The sequence below is a fragment of the Kitasatospora sp. NPDC049258 genome, assembly GCF_040678895.1.
GTDB lineage: Bacteria > Actinomycetota > Actinomycetes > Streptomycetales > Streptomycetaceae > Kitasatospora.
Window position 1 is genome coordinate 1 of the sequence record NZ_JBFAQT010000021.1, and the last position, 16,984, is coordinate 16,984.

Annotated in this window: 15 protein-coding genes; 11 read left to right on the forward strand and 4 right to left on the reverse strand. The window is 73.4% G+C overall.

Annotated features, from left to right (window positions below; all coding sequences use genetic code 11):
- Positions 1 to 199, reverse strand: a 199-nt coding sequence (locus AB0K43_RS19200; RefSeq protein WP_363641405.1) for a hypothetical protein, incomplete at its 3' end; no start/stop codon positions are given.
- A gap of 65 nt (positions 200 to 264) precedes the next feature.
- Positions 265 to 3,132, reverse strand: a complete 2,868-nt coding sequence (locus AB0K43_RS19205; RefSeq protein ID WP_363641210.1) for a DEAD/DEAH box helicase — start codon at positions 3,130 to 3,132, stop codon at positions 265 to 267.
- A gap of 389 nt (positions 3,133 to 3,521) precedes the next feature.
- Between AB0K43_RS19205 and AB0K43_RS19210 the strand changes: the two genes are divergently transcribed.
- The 4 genes from AB0K43_RS19210 to AB0K43_RS19225 all read left to right on the forward strand — a co-directional run bounded on the left by AB0K43_RS19210 (position 3,522) and on the right by AB0K43_RS19225 (position 5,927).
- Entirely contained in the window at positions 3,522 to 3,926 is a 405-nt protein-coding gene (locus tag AB0K43_RS19210) for a peptidase inhibitor family I36 protein (RefSeq protein ID WP_363641212.1), read from the forward strand.
- Between the two features lie 86 nt (positions 3,927 to 4,012).
- A complete protein-coding gene (locus tag AB0K43_RS19215) occupies positions 4,013 to 4,966 on the forward strand; it encodes a hypothetical protein (protein WP_363641214.1) in 954 nt (317 codons plus the stop codon).
- Between the two features lie 216 nt (positions 4,967 to 5,182).
- Positions 5,183 to 5,557 carry a hypothetical protein gene (locus tag AB0K43_RS19220; RefSeq protein WP_363641216.1) on the forward strand — a complete coding sequence of 125 codons (375 nt, stop codon included), beginning with the start codon at positions 5,183 to 5,185 and terminating at the stop codon, positions 5,555 to 5,557.
- A 40-nt stretch (positions 5,558 to 5,597) separates the two neighbouring features.
- Positions 5,598 to 5,927 carry a metalloregulator ArsR/SmtB family transcription factor gene (locus AB0K43_RS19225; protein ID WP_363641218.1) on the forward strand — a complete coding sequence of 110 codons (330 nt, stop codon included), beginning with the start codon at positions 5,598 to 5,600 and terminating at the stop codon, positions 5,925 to 5,927.
- 9 nt (positions 5,928 to 5,936) lie between these two features.
- Here AB0K43_RS19225 and AB0K43_RS19230 read toward each other — a convergent pair whose 3' ends face one another.
- Positions 5,937 to 7,109 (reverse strand): aminotransferase class V-fold PLP-dependent enzyme, encoded by a 1,173-nt coding sequence (locus AB0K43_RS19230; RefSeq protein ID WP_363641220.1) that lies wholly within the window; start codon positions 7,107 to 7,109, stop codon positions 5,937 to 5,939.
- 79 nt (positions 7,110 to 7,188) lie between these two features.
- On the opposite strand from AB0K43_RS19230, the gene AB0K43_RS19235 reads away from it, so the two are divergent.
- Positions 7,189 to 9,276: a prolyl oligopeptidase family serine peptidase gene (locus AB0K43_RS19235; RefSeq protein ID WP_363641222.1), complete on the forward strand. Its 2,088-nt coding sequence runs from the start codon at positions 7,189 to 7,191 to the stop codon at positions 9,274 to 9,276.
- A 184-nt stretch (positions 9,277 to 9,460) separates the two neighbouring features.
- The gene (locus AB0K43_RS19240) at positions 9,461 to 11,779 is read left to right on the forward strand and encodes an immune inhibitor A domain-containing protein (RefSeq protein WP_363641224.1); all 2,319 of its coding nucleotides are present in this window, start codon (positions 9,461 to 9,463) and stop codon (positions 11,777 to 11,779) included.
- Between the two features lie 116 nt (positions 11,780 to 11,895).
- On the opposite strand, the gene AB0K43_RS19245 is transcribed toward AB0K43_RS19240, so the two are convergent.
- Positions 11,896 to 12,537, reverse strand: a complete 642-nt coding sequence (locus AB0K43_RS19245) for a TetR family transcriptional regulator (protein WP_363641226.1) — start codon at positions 12,535 to 12,537, stop codon at positions 11,896 to 11,898.
- A gap of 107 nt (positions 12,538 to 12,644) precedes the next feature.
- Here AB0K43_RS19245 and AB0K43_RS19250 point away from each other — a divergent pair, with 107 nt between their 5' ends.
- The 5 genes from AB0K43_RS19250 (at position 12,645) to AB0K43_RS19270 (ending at position 16,576) form a co-directional block, all read left to right on the forward strand.
- On the forward strand, positions 12,645 to 14,165 hold the full coding sequence (locus AB0K43_RS19250; protein ID WP_363641228.1) for an FAD-dependent monooxygenase: 1,521 nt from the start codon (positions 12,645 to 12,647) through the stop codon (positions 14,163 to 14,165).
- A gap of 206 nt (positions 14,166 to 14,371) precedes the next feature.
- The gene (locus tag AB0K43_RS19255; RefSeq protein ID WP_363641230.1) at positions 14,372 to 14,755 is read left to right on the forward strand and encodes a hypothetical protein; all 384 of its coding nucleotides are present in this window, start codon (positions 14,372 to 14,374) and stop codon (positions 14,753 to 14,755) included.
- Entirely contained in the window at positions 14,755 to 15,645 is an 891-nt protein-coding gene (locus AB0K43_RS19260; RefSeq protein WP_363641232.1) for a transcriptional regulator, read from the forward strand. The genes AB0K43_RS19255 and AB0K43_RS19260 overlap by 1 nt, the downstream gene beginning before the upstream one ends.
- Before the next feature lie 40 nt (positions 15,646 to 15,685).
- Positions 15,686 to 16,141, forward strand: a complete 456-nt coding sequence (locus AB0K43_RS19265; RefSeq protein ID WP_363641234.1) for a roadblock/LC7 domain-containing protein — start codon at positions 15,686 to 15,688, stop codon at positions 16,139 to 16,141.
- Between the two features lie 60 nt (positions 16,142 to 16,201).
- On the forward strand, positions 16,202 to 16,576 hold the full coding sequence (locus AB0K43_RS19270; RefSeq protein WP_363641236.1) for a hypothetical protein: 375 nt from the start codon (positions 16,202 to 16,204) through the stop codon (positions 16,574 to 16,576).
- Positions 16,577 to 16,984 lie beyond the last annotated feature (408 nt).

A 16,984-nucleotide genomic window follows, 5' to 3' on the forward strand; every position in this document is an offset into this window, starting at 1 on the left:
TGACGAAGAGCTCCTCGACGACCTCCTTGAACCTGGGCAGCATGCCGGCGTGGTGGGCGGCGATGCCGCACTCCAGGCCGTCCAGCCACTCGAAGTAGCCGAGGACGTGCAGGTCCTCGTCGGGGATGTCGGCGCAGCGCTGCTCGACGAGCCCACCAACCACCTGGACGCCGAGTCGGTGAACTGGCTGGAGCAGCACCTGGAGAAGTACGCGGGCACCGTCGCCGCGGTGCCGCCGGGTGGCCCGCGCCCCCGGCGGGGCGGTCAGCCGACGGAGGAGTAGGCGATGATGCCGCGGCGCAGGCCGTCCACCGCCTTGCGGGCGGTGGCGCGCAGGGCGGAGTCCTCGCCGGCCGCGTCCTGGATCTGGCCGAGGACGTCGATCAGCTGCTTGGTCCAGCGGACGAAGTCGCCGGCCGGCATGTCGGCGTCCCGCAGGACCGAGTCCAGGGTGTGGCCCAGCGCCCAGCGGTAGGCGGCCCAGGCGAAGCCGAGGTCGGGCTCGCGCTGGCCCACGCCCTCGGCGGTGGAGATCCGGTGCTGCTCCTCCAGCGCGTCCAGGTGGCCCCAGATCCGCACCATCTTGCCGAGCGCCTCCTTGGCCGCCCCCTCGGGCACCCGGGGAGCGGTCGCGTCGTCCGACTGCCGGGACTCGTAGACCAGCGCCGAGGCGCAGGCGGCCAGCTCGGCGGCGGCCAGGCCCGACCAGACGCCCTCTCGGATGCACTCGGAGGCCAGCAGGTCGAGCTCGCCGTAGAGCCGGCCGAGCCGCTTGCCGTCGTCCGTGACGGTGTCCGCGCGGAGGTAGCCGAGGTCGGTGAGCAGGCCGCAGACCCGGTCGAAGGTGCGCGCGATGGTGTGGGTGCGCGAGCGCATCCGGCGCTCCAGCAGCTCGGTGTCCCGGTGCAGGCGGTGGTAGCGCTCGGCCCAGCGGGCGTGGTCCTCCCGCTCGTCGCAGCCGTGGCACGGGTGCTGCCGCAGCTCGGCCCGCAGCCGGCCGATCACGTCGTCGTCGGCCGCGGCCGCGCGCCCCCTACGGTAGCGCTCGGGCTCCAGGTGGCCGGCCTTGGTGCGCAGCGCGGAGGCCAGGTCGCGCCGGGACTGCGGGCTGCGCGGGTTGAAGGACTTCGGGATCTTGACCCGCTCCAGGGCCTGCACCGGGTGCGGGAAGTCGATCATCGCGAGCCGCTTGACCTGCCGCTCGGCGGTGAGCACCACCGGGCGGGGGCCGTCCTGGTAGTCGGGGTGGCGGGTGGTCCGCGGTGAGCGGCTGACCGGCGGCAGGCCCGGGTCGAGGACCAGCGCGAGGCCGGCGAACTTGCCGGTCGGGACGTGGATCACGTCGCCCGGCTTGAGGTGCTCGATCGACTCCACCGCGGCGGCCCGGCGCTGGCTGGACCCCTCGCGGGCGAGCTCGTTCTCCCGGTCCTTCAGCGCCCGGCGCAGGCCCATGTATGCGTCGAAGTCGCCGAGGTGGCAGGTCATCGACTCGCGGTAGCCGTCCAGGCCCTCCTCGTTGCGCTGGACCTGGCGGGCGATGCCGACCACCGAGCGGTCGGCCTGGAACTGCGCGAAGGAGGTCTCCAGCAGCTCGCGGGAGCGGTGCCGGCCGAACTGGCCGACCAGATTGACGGCCATGTTGTAGGACGGGCGGAAGGAGGACCGCAGCGGGTAGGTGCGGGTGCCGGCGAGGCCGGCCAGCGCCTCCGGGTCGAGTCCGCGCTGCCAGAGCACCACCGCGTGGCCCTCGACATCGATGCCCCGGCGCCCGGCCCGGCCGGTGAGCTGGGTGTACTCGCCGGGGGTGATGTCGGCGTGGGTCTCGCCGTTCCACTTGACCAGCTTCTCCATGACCACCGAGCGGGCGGGCATGTTGATGCCGAGGGCCAGCGTCTCGGTCGCGAAGACCGCCTTGACCAGGCCCTTGACGAAGAGCTCCTCGACGACCTCCTTGAACCTGGGCAGCATGCCGGCGTGGTGGGCGGCGATGCCGCGCTCCAGGCCGTCCAGCCACTCGAAGTAGCCGAGGACGTGCAGGTCCTCGTCGGGGATGTCGGCGCAGCGCTGCTCGACGATCTCCCGGACCACGGCCCGGTCGGCCTCGCGGTTGAGCCGCAGGCCGGAGGTGAGGCACTGCTGGACGGCGGCCTCGCAGCCGGCCCGGCTGAAGATGAAGGTGATCGCGGGCAGCAGCCCCTCGGCGTCCAGGCGCTCGATCACGTCGACCCGGCCGGGCGTCCAGATCCGGGTGGGCCGGCCGGTGGGCATGGAGCGGCCGCGGCCCTTGGCGAACCTGTCCCGGCCGCCGCGGTCCTGCTCGGAGCGGGCGAGCCGGACCAGCTCGGGGTTGACCGCCTTGGCCGGGTTGCGCGGGGCGTCCTTGGGGCGGCCGTCCCGGTCCGGGCTGGCGAACAGGTCGTACATCCGGTTGCCGGCCATCACGTGCTGCCACAGCGGCACCGGGCGGTGCTCGGAGACGATCACCTTGGTGCCGCCGCGCACGGTGTCCAGCCAGTCGCCGAACTCCTCGGCGTTGGAGACGGTGGCGGAGAGCGAGATCAGGGTGACGGACTCGGGGAGGTGGATGATCACCTCTTCCCAGACGGCGCCGCGGAAGCGGTCGGCCAGGTAGTGGACCTCGTCCATCACCACGTAGCCGAGGCCGTCAAGGGCCCGGGAGCCCGCGTAGAGCATGTTGCGCAGCACCTCGGTGGTCATCACCACCACGGGCGCGTCGCCGTTGACCGAGTTGTCGCCGGTGAGCAGGCCGACCTTGTCGGCGCCGTAGCGCTTGACCAGGTCGCCGAACTTCTGGTTCGACAGGGCCTTGATCGGCGTGGTGTAGAAGCACTTGCGGCCGCCGGTCAGGGCCAGGTGGACGGCGAACTCGCCCACGATGGTCTTGCCGGAACCGGTGGGGGCCGCGACCAGGACCCCTTCGCCCGCCTCCAGGGTCTCGCAGGCCTCCAGCTGGAAGGGGTCGAGCGGGAAGTCGTAGAGCTGCTGGAAGCCGTACAGCGCGGTCGCCTGCTCCTTGGCCCGGCGCCGCGCGGCCTGGTAGGCCTCGGCGGGGCTGAGCTGCTCCTGCTCCGTGAGCTGCTGGTCACTGCGGTCCGGCATGGCGCTGTTCATCGGCGTCACCTCTTCTTCCCGCGGGCGGACGGCCCCGAGGGGCGAGACGGGGGCGCAGACGGCGACGCCTGCGGCTGCGGAGCCGTGGCGCGGAAGGCCGTCGGGGCGCAGCGGACGTGGTGGGTGGTGTGGTGATCGAGCATCTCAGCCAGAGATTACCCGCCGGGACTGACATCGATAGCACCGTTTTTCCGCGCTGTGGGGGCATGGCGGGCCTTGGTGCGTTTTTAGCGGTTTGTCGACAGGAATTCGGCCAGCCCGACGGCAACCTGACGCAATCGAGCCTGTGCAGTGCGTCACAGGGCTGGTCCACTGTCCCGGTACGAGGTTCCAGGCACAGGACTCACGCACCGCCGTCTCCCGCGACCACTCCCAGAGAGGCAAGCCGCATGCTGGCCAACCGCCACCGGCTCCCGCACCGCCTGATCTCCGCCCTGATCGCCACCGCCGCTGCCGCCGTGCTCGGCCTGACCGGCGCCGCCACGGCCGGTGCGGCCGAGCTGAACGGCTATACGGACAACGGCGAGTTCTCGCTGTACAGCGGGCCCGGCACCACGGCCATGGTGCTCGACCTCTACGTGTCCAAGGACAACCTCGGCTACCTCAGCTGGCCGGTCTACGGCGGGAATCCGAACGACCGCAACGAGTCGTACTGGAACAACGACAGCTTCACCTGGCACGTCTACACCGATCCCAACCGCGGCGGCCGGCACGGCTGGATCAACCCCGGCGTGATCTCCGACGCGTCCAGCAACTTCCGGCACCAGGTCTCCTCCGCCTACTACACGGGCTGACCCGTCGCCACCGTGCCGCCCGGCCGGGGCCGGGCGGCACTTCCGTCTCCGCCCCCGCCCGCCCGCCCGAGTCCCTGGAGCCCGATGTGCCGAGCCGGTCGCAGATCAGCCGCGCCGCCCTGCCCGCACTGCTCACCGCCGCCGCCGTGCTGCTGACGGCCTGCGCGAGCGGTGGTGACGGCGGCGAGCCGGCCGTGGCGGCCGCGCCGACCCCGGCGAACGCGGCCGCGCTGCGGCTGCCGCTCCAGGACTACATCCCCGACGCCGCGCAGCTGCGCCGGCTGGACCGCGCCCAGCGGATCCTCACCGACCGGTGCATGAGCCGGTACGGCTTCCACTTCCTGGTGCCCGAGCTGCCCGAGAGCCCGTCCGCCGAGGGGGACAACGCCCGCCGCTACGGCCTGTACGACCCGCAGGCGGCGGCCGCGTCGGGCTACAGCACGCACGAGGAGGACCGGCCGCGGAAGCCGCCGATGCCCTCACTGGAGCCGGCCGAGTCGCTGGTGCTGGGCGGCACCGGGCGGGTGAACACCAAGACCATGCCCAAGAGCCAGGAGGAGGCCGAGAAGTCCGGGGCCGGGGACGGCGAGGTGAACGGGCTGAAGGTCCCGATCGGCGGCTGCCGCCGCGAGGCCTACCTGCGGCTGTGGGCCCCGACGGCGGCCTCCGGCGATCCGATGAAGGTGCAGGAGCTGGACGCCGAGTCGTACGACCGCTCCCGGCAGGACAGCCGGGTGGTCAAGGCCACCGAGCAGTGGAGCGCCTGCCTGGCCGAGCGCGGCTACCATGCCCGTAACCCGGTCAGCCCGCAGGCCGAACTCGGCCTGGAGCCGGACCGGTTCGCCTCCCCGGCCGGGATCGCGGCGGCGGTTGCGGACGTCGACTGCAAGCGCCGGACCAACCTGGTGGGCATCTGGTACGCCGTCGAGTCGGCGTACCAGCGGGCTCTGATGGACCGCCATGCCGAGCTGCTCCAGGCCGCCCGGCACGGGGAGGAGGAGTCGCTCAGGCTGGCGGCGCAGCTGGTGGCCCAGGGGTGACCGGGCCGACCGCGTCGACCGGCTCCTGGGCACTCGATCAATCAGATCCGGAGTTTCAAAAGTCTTCACACCGTCGGAGATCGCCGACGAACAGCCAGGAAGGGGACAGCTTCGGCCAGTTCTGATCATCCGGCCGGGCCGGACCGGCCGCTTCCTACAGTCGGGACCACTCACCCCGCCACCGCGGCGCGGGATTCACCGGCTGGAGGATTCGCGATGGCGACTCTGGAGACCGCACTCAAGGATGCCATGACCATCGAGGGCGCGATCGGCATCGCGCTGGTGGACTACAGCAGCGGCATGGCGCTCGGCACCCTCGGCGACAACACCGAGCTCGACCTCAACGTGGCCGCGGCCGGCAACACCGACGTGGTCCGCGCCAAGATGCGCACGATGGAGATGCTCAACCTCCACGACAACGAGATCGAGGACATGCTGATCACCCTGAGCAGCCAGTACCACCTGATCCGGCCGCTCACCGTGCAGTCCGGCCGGGGCCTGTTCCTCTACCTGGCGCTCAGCCGCAGCCGCGCCAACCTCGCCATGGCCCGGCACCAGCTGAAGCGGATCGAAGCCGCGCTCGAAGTCTGACCGCCGCCACCCGACGGAGCATCGGAGAGGGGAGGCCCGGATGCCCGTACCGCTGCACCAGGCGAAGGCCGAGCTGTTCCGGATGCTCGGCCACCCGATCCGGATCCGGGTGCTGGAGCTGCTCCAGGCCGGCCCGACACCGGTCCGCGACCTGCTGATCGAGCTGGAGATCGAGCCGTCCAGCCTCTCCCAGCAGCTGGCCCAGCTGCGCCGCTCCGGGCTGGTGACCGCCACCCGGGAGGGGTCGACCGTGGTGTACGCGCTGGCCGGCGCCGATGTCGCCGACCTGCTCCGGGCCGCCCGGCGGATCCTCACCGAGCTGCTGGCCGACCAGGGGATGCTGCTCGCCGAGCTCCGGGCGGCGGACTGACCGCCGCCCTCACCGGGCGATCAACTCGCGCAGACCGCACGCCAGTTCCCGGTACTCCTCGGGCCGGTTGTACAGCTGGGCGCTGATCCGCAGCACCCCGCCGCCGAGCCACGGCCGCACGGCGATCCGGGTGTGCAGCCGGCGGGCCACCGCCACCATCAGCGCCCTCGCGCCGTGGTCGCTCTCGGCCACCCCCGGGGGCAGCCGCAGAGCCCGCATCGCCACCCCCGGCATCACCGCCAGCGGGCGCAGGCCGGCCCGCTCCGCCAGCAGCCGGGCACCGTACCCGGCCAGCGCGTCGTTGTGGGCGCGGACCCGGTCGGCGCCGAGCTGCTCCAGCAGGGTGAAGCCGGCCGGGGCGGCCAACCACGGGGTGTAGTCGGCGGTACCGCGCCACTCCACCCGGCCGGGAAAGCCGCGGTCGTGCTCCCAGGACAGGGTCAGCGGCCGGATCCGCGGCCGCCAGGAGCCGCCGACCGCCAGGACGGCGGTGGCCCTGGGGGCGAAGGCCCACTTGTGCAGGTTGCCGATCCAGAAGTCCGCACCGCCCGCACCGCCCGCACCGCCGCCCAGCCGCACCGGCAACATGCCGGGCGCGTGGGCGGCGTCCACCACCGTGACCACCCCGCGGGAGGCCAGCTCCGCCAGCAGCGGCGCCCCGGCGACCTCGCGCGCGGTCGGCGAGGTGACCAGGTCCAGCACGGCGATCCTGGTGCGATCGCCCACCGCGGCCAGCAGCCGCGCCCGGACGGCCTGCTCGTCGGGGGTGTGCAGCGACAGCCGCACGGTGCGCACCCGGGCGCCGGTCTCGGCGGCCCGGCGCCGGGCCGCCTCGGCGACCACGCCGTAGCCGTGGTCGGTCACCAGGATCTCGTCGCCCTCGGCGAGCGGGACGGAGTCGAGCACCACCGCCATGCCCTCGGTGACGTTGGTCAGCAGCGCGATCCGGTCCGGCTCGGCGCCGAGCGAGGTGGCGATCCGGGCCCGGGCACGGGCGATCCGGTCCGGCAGCTCGGCGAAGAAGCCGTCCGGATCCTGCTCCTGCTCGGCCCGCAGCCGGGCCTGGATCCGCTGCACGGGCGCCGGGACCGCCCCGTACGAGCCGTGGTTGAGGTGCGCCACCGAGGGGCCGAGGGTGAACAGCGCGCGGGCGCCCGGCACCGGCTCGGGGGGTCCGTTCATCGGACACCGTCTGATGTGTGACATTTCACACTGCATAGTTCTAGCCGAGCGACGCCACCCGGGGCAAGCATCTGTGCCCGTGACCCAAACCGACCCCTTCCTCTCCCTCAGCGCGCGCACCGGCCGCTTCGGCTTCGGCTCCCCGCGCGCCGCCACCCTGTCCGCGGACGGCACCCGGGTGCTGTTCCTGCGCTCCACCGGCCCGCTGGACCCGGTCGAGCGGCTCTGGCTGCTCGACCTGGCCACCCGCGAGGAGCGGCTGGTCGCCGACCCGGTGACGCTCGCCCCGCAGCGCACCGGCGACCTGGCCGACCTGCCCGTCCTCGAGCGGCGGCTGCGCGAACGGGTGCGCCTGTGGGCCCCCGGCATCGGCTCCTTCGCCGCCACCGCCGACCTCTCGGTCGCGGTCTTCGCCCTGGACGGCCGACTGCTGCGGACCGTGACCGCCACCGGCGAGACCACCGAACTCCCCACCGAGGGGCCGGCCTTCGACCCCCGGCCGGACACCACCGGGCAGCGGGTGGCCTACCTGACCGGCGGCGCCCTGCACCTCACCCCGGCCCCCGCCCTGCACCCCGGCGGCCCGCTCAGCCCGGCGGACGGCGCGCTCTGGGGCGTCGCCGAGTTCGCCGCGGCCGAGGAGCTGGGCCGCCACCGCGGGCACTGGTGGTCACCCGACGGCAGCGCCGTGCTGGCCACCCGGGTGGACGAATCCGCCCTGCCGTTGCGGCACTTCGCCGACCCGGCGCACCCCGAGCAGGCCCCCGAGTCCTTCGCCTACCCGCAGGCCGGCGGCCCCAACGCCGATGTCCAGCTCTGGGTGCTGGCGCTGGACGGCCACCGGGTACGGCTGCGCTGGGACGCCGAGGCCCACCCGTACCTGACCGCGGCCGGCTGGGAGGGCAACGGCGAGATCCTGCTCACCGTCGCCGACCGGCTGCAGCAGTGCGTCCTGCTGCTCAGCGCCGACCCCGCCACCGGCGAGACCCGCGAACTCTCGCGCACCACGGACGCGTTCTGGGTGGACGACCTGCCCGGCACGCCGGCCCGGCTGGCCGACGGCCGGCTGCTGACCGCCGCCGACACCCCGGACGGCGCCGCCCGGGGCCTCGCCCTGGACGGCCGGATCCTCAGCGACGAGCGGATCCAGGTCCGCCGGGTGGTGGGCCGGCTGGACGGCCGGCTGCTGATCGAGGCGAACGAGGACCAGCCCGCCGACCAGCACGTCTACCTGCTCGACCCGGACGGCGGCGCGCTGGAGCGACTCACCGAGGGCGCCGGCGTGCACTCCGCGACCGCCGCCGGCGAGACCCTGCTGCTCACCTCCGCCACCCCGGACGGCATCCGCCGCACGGCGCACTTCCGGGGCGAGTGGATCCCGCTCACCGACCACGCCGAGCCGCTGCCGTACGTGGTCCGCCCGCAACTCGCCCGGGTCACCGAACTCGGCCTGCCCACCGCGGTGGTGTACCCGCGCGGGCATGTCGCCGGGCAGCGCCTGCCGGTCCTGCTGGACGTCTACGGCGGCCCCGGCGCCCAGGCGGTGGCCAGCGAGCCCCGGCGCTGGCAGGTCCGCCAGTGGTGGGCCGACCAGGGCTTCGCGGTGGTCACCACCGACAACCGCGGCACCCCGTTCGTCTCCCCCGCGTTCGCCCGGGCGATCTTCCGGCGGTTCTCCCAGGTGGCCTTGGACGACCAGGTCGCCGCGCTGCGGGCGCTGGCCCCGCACCATCCGGACCTCGACCTCGACCGGGTCGGCGTGCGCGGCTGGTCCTACGGCGGCTACCTGGCCGCGCTGGCGGTGCTGCGCCGGCCGGACGTGTTCCACGCCGCCAGCGCGGGGGCCCCGCCCACCGACTTCCGGCTGTACGACACCGCCTACACCGAGCGCTACCTGGGCCTGCCGCAGGACAACCCCGAGGGCTACCGGGCCGACTGCCTGATCGAGGACGCCGCCGGCCTGACCCGCCCGCTGCTGTTGATCCACGGCCTGGCGGACGACAACGTGCACCCCGCGCACACCCTGTTGCTCTCCGAGGCGCTCACCCGGGCCGGCCGGCCGCACAGCATGCTCGCGCTGCCCGGCGTCAGCCATCTGACGGCGGGCGGGGTGATGGAACAACTCGCCGCGCTGGAGCTCGACTTCCTGCGCCGCGCGCTCGGCTGAGCACCGAGCGCCAGAGCGCGCACACCGTGGGTGACGAGCCGTCATTGGTCTTCCATGTGACCGATGACATGTGAAATATTACACCCGCTCACCCGACCACCCCCGTCCGGAAAGGACCGGTCAGTTGCGCAGAATCTCTGCGGCCCTCGCGGCTGCACTCAGCACCGGTGCGATAGCAGCAACCATGCTGGGGACCCCCGCCTACGCCCGCCCCGCCGTGCCCGTGACCGTCTCCGGCCAGCAGGCCGCCGTCGGGGCGCCCGCCGCCGACGGCCAGGAGGGCCCGCAGCAGGAGCTCTCGCCGCAGGAGCGCAAGCGCCAGGCGCTGCGCGGCCTCGCCCTGGAGCAGGTCAACAGCGGCGCCGTGGCCAAGACCGCCGCCGGCACCACGCCGGCCAAGGTCAAGATCGGCAACGACTACGTCCAGCTCGCGCAGCAGCGCAAGGACAAGGTCTTCGTGATCCTCGCCCAGTTCGGCGACGAGGTCGACAACTCGACGCTCTACAACGGCCAGCCGCGCTACGGCGGCACCCCCGGGCCGCAGCACAACGCGATCCCGAAGCCGGGCAAGGACGACACCCACACCTTCTGGAAGAACGACTTCAGCCGCGCGTACTACCAGCAGATGTTCTTCGACGACTCCCCCGGCGCCAACTCGGTGCGCAACTTCTACCGCACCCAGTCCTCGGGCCGGTACGACATCGAGGGCACCGTCAGCGACTGGGTCACCGTGCCGTACAACGAGGCCCGGTACGGCAGCAACAAGGGCCCGCAGGGCAGCGGCGCCTGGACCCAGGCGCAGGAGTTCGTCCGGGACGCCACCAAGGCCTGGTTCGACGGCGAGATCGCCAAGGGCCGCACCCCGGCCGACGTCAAGGCCGAGCTGGCCCAGTACGACGTGCAGGACCGCTACGACCACGACAAGGACGGCGACTTCAACGAGCCGGACGGCTACCTGGACAACATGCTCGTGGTGCACGCCGGTGTCGACGAGACCTGGGGCGGCGGTGCCCAGGGCGCCGACGCGCTGTGGGCGCACCGCAGTTGGGACCTGCCGGACCCGACCGGCCAGAGCGGCCCGGAGGGCAACCGGATCGGCGGCGCGCCGGTCGGCGACACCGGCCTGTACGTCTACGACTACGTGCAGGCGGGCGAGAACAGCGGCGTCGGCCTCTTCTCGCACGAGTACGGCCACAACCTCGGCCTGCCGGACCTCTACCCGACCAGCGGCGGCGACAACGCGGTCAACTTCTGGTCGTTGATGTCCTCCGCCTCGTACCTGGGCAACGGAAAGAACACCACCGGCGAGTTCCCCGGCGACCTGGACGCCTGGAGCAAGCTGCAGCTCGGCTGGCTCAACTACGACGAGGCGCAGGCCGCCACCCGCTCCAGCCACGCGCTGGGCGTCAGCGGCTACAACACCGACCAGGCCCAGGCCGTCCTGGTGCACCTGCCGCCGTCGCAGACCACCACCTCACTGGCGGCACCCGCCGAGGGCGCGGCCCAGTGGTGGAGCGACACCGGCGACAACATGGACGCCTCGCTCACCCGCACGCTGGACCTGCGCGGCCGCTCCACCTCGGCCGCGCTGGACGCCTCGGCCTGGTACGACATCGAGCAGGACTACGACTTCCTCTCGGTGGAGGCCTCCGCCGACGGCGGCCGCAGCTGGACCCCGCTGCACGGCACCGTGAACGGCACGCCGATCGGCGACACCACCGCGCTCACCCCCGGGCTGACCGGCACCTCCAACGCCTGGACGCAGCTGCACATCCCGCTGGACGCCTACCTCGGCCGCCAGGTGCAGGTCCGCTTCCACGTCACCTCGGACGGCAACACCCACGGCCGCGGCGCGCTGATCGACGCCGTCAAGGTCACCGCCGACGGCGTGGAGCTCGTCGACGACGGCGCCGAGACCGGCGGCCAGGGCTGGGCACTGACCGGCTTCTCGGTCATCAAGGGCAAGGACGCCGTCAAGGACCACCCGCGCGCCTACCTGGTGGAGAACCGCCGCTACGTCGGCTACGGCGCCTACCTGAAGACCGGCCCGTACAACTTCGGATACTCCGGTATCTGGGGCAAGGCCAACATCATCGACAACTACCCGTACCAGGAGGGCGTCCTGGTCTGGCTGTGGGACACCGCCTACGAGGACAACAACACCAAGGACCACCTGGGCGGCGGCCTGATCCTGCCGGTCGACGCGCACCCCGAGGTGAACTACTTCAACGGCGGCACCGCGGTCAACGGCCGGATGCAGAGCTACGACGCGCCGTTCTCGCTGAAGCCCACCACCGCGTTCCAGCTGCACAACGTGAGCGCGGTGACCAAGTTCCCGGCGAAGCCGGCCGTGCCGGCCTTCAACGACCGGACCGGTGACTACTACAACCCGGCCGCCCCGCAGCTGGGCGTGAAGGTCCCGAACACCAACACGAAGATCGAGGTCGTCCGGGAGACCCAGGGCGGCAAGCTGACCACCATCAAGGTCGGCCCGGCCGCCTGATCCGGGCCGCCGCACGCACCCCGCAGCGGGGCGCCGGGACACCCCCGGCGCCCCGCTGCGGCGCGTCCGGGCGGGACCCGACCGGGAGCCGCGCCCGCCGCCGACCCGGGGTGGGCTCAGAAGCCGCGCCCGCCCGCGCCGCCCCGCAGCAGGGCGACGGCCTCGGCGGTCTCGGCCACCGCCAACCGGTGGGCCTGCGCGATCGGGGTGCCGCCGTCCAGCCGCTGCCAGTTGGCCCTGGCCAGCTCCTGCCGCACGCCGATGAACTGCACCGCCACCAGCCGCGGGGCCAGCCCGCCCGCGCCCGGCAGTGCCTCGGCCAGCGCGGCCGCCAGCTCGTCGATGTCCTGGCCGATGTGGTCCAGCAGGTGCGAGGAGAGGCTCGGGGTGTCGTAGACCAGCCGCATGAAGGCGAGCACCTCGGGCTCGTCGCACAGCCCGGTGGCCGGGTCGTGCGCGGCCAGTCGCTCCAGCTGGTGGCGCTCCAGCGCGGCCAGCGGCGTGAGCGGGGCGGGCCGGTCGCGCACCACCCGGGCGGCCTCGCCGAGATGGTCGGCGATCCGGTGCAGGACCAGCTCCTCCTTGGTGGCGAAGTAGCGGAACAGGGTCGGCTTGGAGACCTCGGCGGCGGCGGCGATCTCTGCCACCGACACCCGGTCGAAGCCGTGCGCCAGGAACAGCCCGATCGCGGTGTCGGCGATCGCCTGCCGGGTGCGCTGCTTCTTCAGGGCTCGTAGCCCTTCGGGCTCCTCGATCATGGCTCGATCATAACCCGGATACTTTTGTTACCGGGTTGCATTTCTTCCCCGGTTGCGATTTTCTGGAGGCTCGTAGGACGCGAGACCAGCGATGAGGGGAGACCTCGATGACGACCGTGGTGATCGTGGGGGCTGGACCGACCGGACTGACCCTGGCCTGCGGCCTGGCCCGCCAGGGCGTGCGGGTCCGACTGCTCGACCAGGCGGCGGCCTTCGCCACCGGCTCGCGCGGCAAGACGCTCAACCCGCGCAGCCTGGAGGTGCTGGCCGACCTGGGGATCGCCGACCGGCTGGCCGCCCGGGGTCGCACCCACCTGCCGTACCGGAAGTACTTCGACGGCGCGTTCGTCGCGGACACCGACCCCTACGCCGACGCCCGGCCGACGCCCCACGCGCCGTACGAGTCGGGCCTGTACCTCCCCCAGTGGCAGGTCGAGGAGACCCTACGGGAGCGGCTCGCCGAGCTCGGCGGGCGGGTCGAACTCGACAGCCGGCTCGACCGCTTCGAGCAGGATGCGGACGGCGTGAGCGCGCTGCTCGCCGACGGCCGCACGATCGCCGCCGACTACCTGGTGGCCTGCGACGGCGGCCGCAGCACGGTGCGCAAGCGGCTCGGCATCCCGCTCGAAGGCAGCAGCGACCCGGGGTTCGCGCTGGTCTGCGGCGACGTCGAGGTGGCAGGGCTGGAGCCCGACGCCTGGCACCAGTGGTTCGGCCCCACCGGCGCGCTGCTGCTGTGCCCGTTGGGGGACGGGAACGCCTGGCAGCTCCAGGCCTCCCCCGAGTTCGACGCCGACGGCAGGCCGCTGCCGCCCTCGCTGGAGAGCTTCCGGCGACTGGTCGAGCTGCGCACCGGCCGCCGGGACATCCGGCTCGCCCGGGCGACCTGGCTGTCCACCTGGCGGGTCAACGTCCGGATGGTCGACCGCTACCGGGTCGGCCGGGTGCTGCTCGCCGGGGACTGCGCGCACGTCCACCCGATCGCGGGCGGACTGGGCATGAACACCGGCATCCAGGACGCCTGGAACCTCGGCTGGAAGCTGGGCCACGTGCTGACCGGCCTGGCCGGCCCCGACCTGCTGGACAGCTACCAGGAGGAGCGGCTGCCGGTCGCCGCCTGGACGCTCGGCGTCAGCAGCGCGGGGATGGCCGCCGTGATCGAGGGCGTCCGGACCCCGGGGGTCGGCGTGGAGGCGGGACGGGTCGCCGACGCCACCGGGCTCGGCATCGACTACCGCTGGAGCTCGCTCGCCGAGGACCGGCTGGGCGGCCCGCTCCGGGCCGGCGACCGCGCCCCGGACGCACCGTGCACCGGCCCGGACGGCGAGCCGGTGCGGCTCTTCGAAGCCTTCGCCGGCAGTCACTACACCCTGCTCGGCTTCGGTCCGGCCGCCCGGCCGGCGCTGGAGGGCCTGCCGGCGCACGTCCGGCCAGTGGCGATCGATGCCGGCCCGGGCTCGCTCGCCGACCATGCCGGCCACGCCCACCGCGGGTACGGGATCACCGGCGACGCACTGGTGCTGGTCCGCCCCGACAACCACGTGGCGCTGACCGCGCCGGCGGACGCCGCGGCGCCCGAAGCCGTCCGGGCCTACCTGCGCCGCCGGTGCGATGCCCCGGGAGCGTAGCAGGAGCGGCCGACAACCCGTCACTTCCCCGTCCGACAAGGGCTGGTGACCCTAACAGATTCGGGCATATGCCCGACGAATATGACGGATTCCGACCCACGGTCGAACCACGGGGGTTAGCGTTACGCTCCGAAGAGGTTACCGCTAGTGAGCGCGGTGCCACACGCGGGGCCCCGTCGAGGGCGCCGCAGGAGGGGTGCGTGTCGGTGCCGGGGATCGATGACTGCCTAGACGAGGCCATGGGTGTGCCGGGCGCGCTCGGCGTCAGCCTGGTCGACTGGACCAGCGGGCTGGCGCTGGGCACCGCCGGTGAGGGCCCCGGCGGCGACCACGAGGCCGGGGCCGCCGACGCGACCGAGCTGGCGAGAGCGGTGACCCAGAGCGCGTCCTTCGCCGACCCGGCCGCCGGCACCGCCCCCGCCGAGGACCTGATCCTCAGCTCCGCCGGCGCGTACCACCTGGTCCGCTTCCTCGACACCGACTTCGACAGCAACCTGATCCTCTACCTGCGGCTCGACCGGGAGCGGGCGAACCTCGCCCTCGCCCGGCTCAGACTCGCCGCCATCGCCGAACAGTTGGTGCTCGACTGATGACCACCGCCCTCGACGTGCCGACCCTGCACGCCCCCGTCCTGCGGCTGCCCCGCCGGCGCCGCTCCGGCTGCTCGCCCGCCACCGTCTTCGAGACCGCGCTGACCGACCTGGCCGCGCAGCGCGCCAGCGGCGTCATGACGGGCAGCGCCGGAGCGCTGTATCTGCGCGACGGCTCCGTGGTGCACGCCGAGAGCCCCGCGACCCCCGGGGTCGAGTCCCTGCTCACCGGCTGCGGGCGGCTCACCGCCGCCGAGTGGGCCGGCCACCTCGCCAGCGGCCGCCCGATGGCCGAGCGGCTGGTCGGTTCGGGCCGGGTGAACAGCAGCGAGCTGCACCTGTGCCACCTCACCGCCGTGCTGGACGCGGCCTTCTTCGCGCTCGGGCAGGACGAGGGCGAGATCCGCTTCGCGGCCGCCGCCGAGCCGCAGTTCACCCTGGCCCGCCCGATGAGCGTGCGGGAGCTGCGGGCGGCGGCCGGCCGGCGGCGCGCCCTGCTGGACCGGGTCTGGCCCTGCCCGCAGCTGGACACCGCGACCGTCCGGCGCCGCCCCGGCGCCGTGCCGCGGGCCTGCACCCGGCGGCGCCGGGCGGTACTGGAGGCCGCCGACGGGCTGCGGACCCCGGCCGAGATCGCCCGGCTGCTCGGCCGCTCGACCTTCGGCACCGTGCTCGACATCCGGCACCTGGCGGCCGGCGGGCTGATCGAGTCGGCCGCGCCGGTGGCGCCGCCCCGCCCCGTACCGGCGCCGGCACCGCCCCTCGATCCCCCGCGGGTGCTGCTCCCCTCCTGGCCGCAGCCCACCACCCCCGCCCTGTTCCACGACCCGTCAGATCCGCACGTCGCCCTGCTGCTCAGGATCCGAGCCGGCCTGGAGGCCCGACTGTGAGTGTTGTTCCGCCCGTCCTTATCGCCCGCCCGACCGAGTCATGAAGCGCACCTTGCGACAGTTCACCGGCCGCCGGCCTCCCATCCTGATCGACCCCGAGCTGCTGGCCGAGCCCGAGGTACTCACCGAGCTGCGCGGGCTGCGGGCCAGAGTCCCGCACCTGACCGGCAGTCTGGTCGCCACCACCGACGGCCTGGTCGTGGCGCACGACACCACCGACCTGGAGCCGGCCGGGGTCGCCGCGCTGACGGCGGCCGCCCTCGGGGTGGGCGCGCGGCTGGCCGAGGCGACCGGCCAGGGCGGGTTCCGCGAGCTGCTCACCCGGGGCGAGTTCGGCTACACGGCCACCTACGCGGCCGGCGCCTTCGTGGTGCTGACCCTGCTGGCCGGGCCCGAGGCCAACATCGGGCGGCTGCACCTGGAGGCCCGCCGGGCCGGCGGCCGGATCGCCACGATCGCGGACTCCGCCCTGGAGCGCCAGGACCAGCGGGACTGACCCCCAGCCATTTCACGCACCATCCGACAACCCTGCCATCCCCAGATGAAAGAGGACACCATGGCGAGCACCGACAGCGCACTCAAGGACATCATGAACTCGATCGACGGCACTATCGGTGTCGCTCTGGTCGACTACAACAGCGGTATGGCACTGGGCATCCTCGGCGGCGGCCCCGATCTGGACCTGAACGTGGCCGCGGCCGGCAATACCGACGTGGTCCGCGCCAAGGTCAGGGCGATCGAGCTGCTCGGCCTCAAGGAGGCGATCGAGGACATCCTGATCTCGCTCAGCAGCCAGTACCACCTGATCCGGCCGCTCACCAGCCGCTCCGGCAAGGGCCTGTTCCTCTACCTGGCGCTCGACAAGGGCCGGGCCAACCTGGCGATGGCCCGGCACCAGCTGAAGCGGATCGAAGCCGACCTGGAGGTCTGACGACCGTTTCCGTACGCACCGGCCGCCGCCCGAGGACAGGATGTCCGGGGCGGCGGCCGGCGGCGTACGGCAGTGGCCCGCACGGGCCGGACGCGGAAGCGGTCAGGACGTCCGGTCCGTGCGGGAGTTCGGCGGGGAGAAGAAAGTCCCGGCCGGGCGCGGCCCGCTGTTACGGTTCCCCGCCGACGCCCGACCGGGGGTCATGGGTCACCGCGGCACGGGCGGGTGGACGGTCCGGATCGCGAGCGGCGGGCGGGCGCCCGCCGGTGCGGCGGCGGCGGGCAGGGTCCTGTTCCTGGCGGGTGGGGTCGACATCTGTGTTCCTGATCTGTGGGGATGATCGGGCGGTGGGGATGATCGGGCTGTGGGGGATGATCGGGCCCGGCTCCCGGGGGGCGGCGCGGGCGC

Bases quoted from the DNA above. Each gene is read 5' to 3' on its own strand.
- AB0K43_RS19210 (WP_363641212.1), top strand. From the start codon at position 3,522: ATGCTGGCCAACCGCCACCGGCTCCCGCACCGCCTGATCTCCGCCCTG.
- AB0K43_RS19220 (WP_363641216.1), top strand. From the start codon at position 5,183: ATGGCGACTCTGGAGACCGCACTCAAGGATGCCATGACCATCGAGGGC.
- AB0K43_RS19245 (WP_363641226.1), bottom strand. From the start codon at position 12,537: ATGATCGAGGAGCCCGAAGGGCTACGAGCCCTGAAGAAGCAGCGCACC.
- AB0K43_RS19270 (WP_363641236.1), top strand. From the start codon at position 16,202: ATGGCGAGCACCGACAGCGCACTCAAGGACATCATGAACTCGATCGAC.
- AB0K43_RS19205 (WP_363641210.1), bottom strand. From the start codon at position 3,132: ATGAACAGCGCCATGCCGGACCGCAGTGACCAGCAGCTCACGGAGCAG.
- AB0K43_RS19230 (WP_363641220.1), bottom strand. From the start codon at position 7,109: ATGAACGGACCCCCCGAGCCGGTGCCGGGCGCCCGCGCGCTGTTCACC.
- AB0K43_RS19240 (WP_363641224.1), top strand. From the start codon at position 9,461: ATGCTGGGGACCCCCGCCTACGCCCGCCCCGCCGTGCCCGTGACCGTC.
- AB0K43_RS19260 (WP_363641232.1), top strand. From the start codon at position 14,755: ATGACCACCGCCCTCGACGTGCCGACCCTGCACGCCCCCGTCCTGCGG.
- AB0K43_RS19265 (WP_363641234.1), top strand. From the start codon at position 15,686: ATGAAGCGCACCTTGCGACAGTTCACCGGCCGCCGGCCTCCCATCCTG.
- AB0K43_RS19225 (WP_363641218.1), top strand. From the start codon at position 5,598: ATGCCCGTACCGCTGCACCAGGCGAAGGCCGAGCTGTTCCGGATGCTC.
- AB0K43_RS19250 (WP_363641228.1), top strand. From the start codon at position 12,645: ATGACGACCGTGGTGATCGTGGGGGCTGGACCGACCGGACTGACCCTG.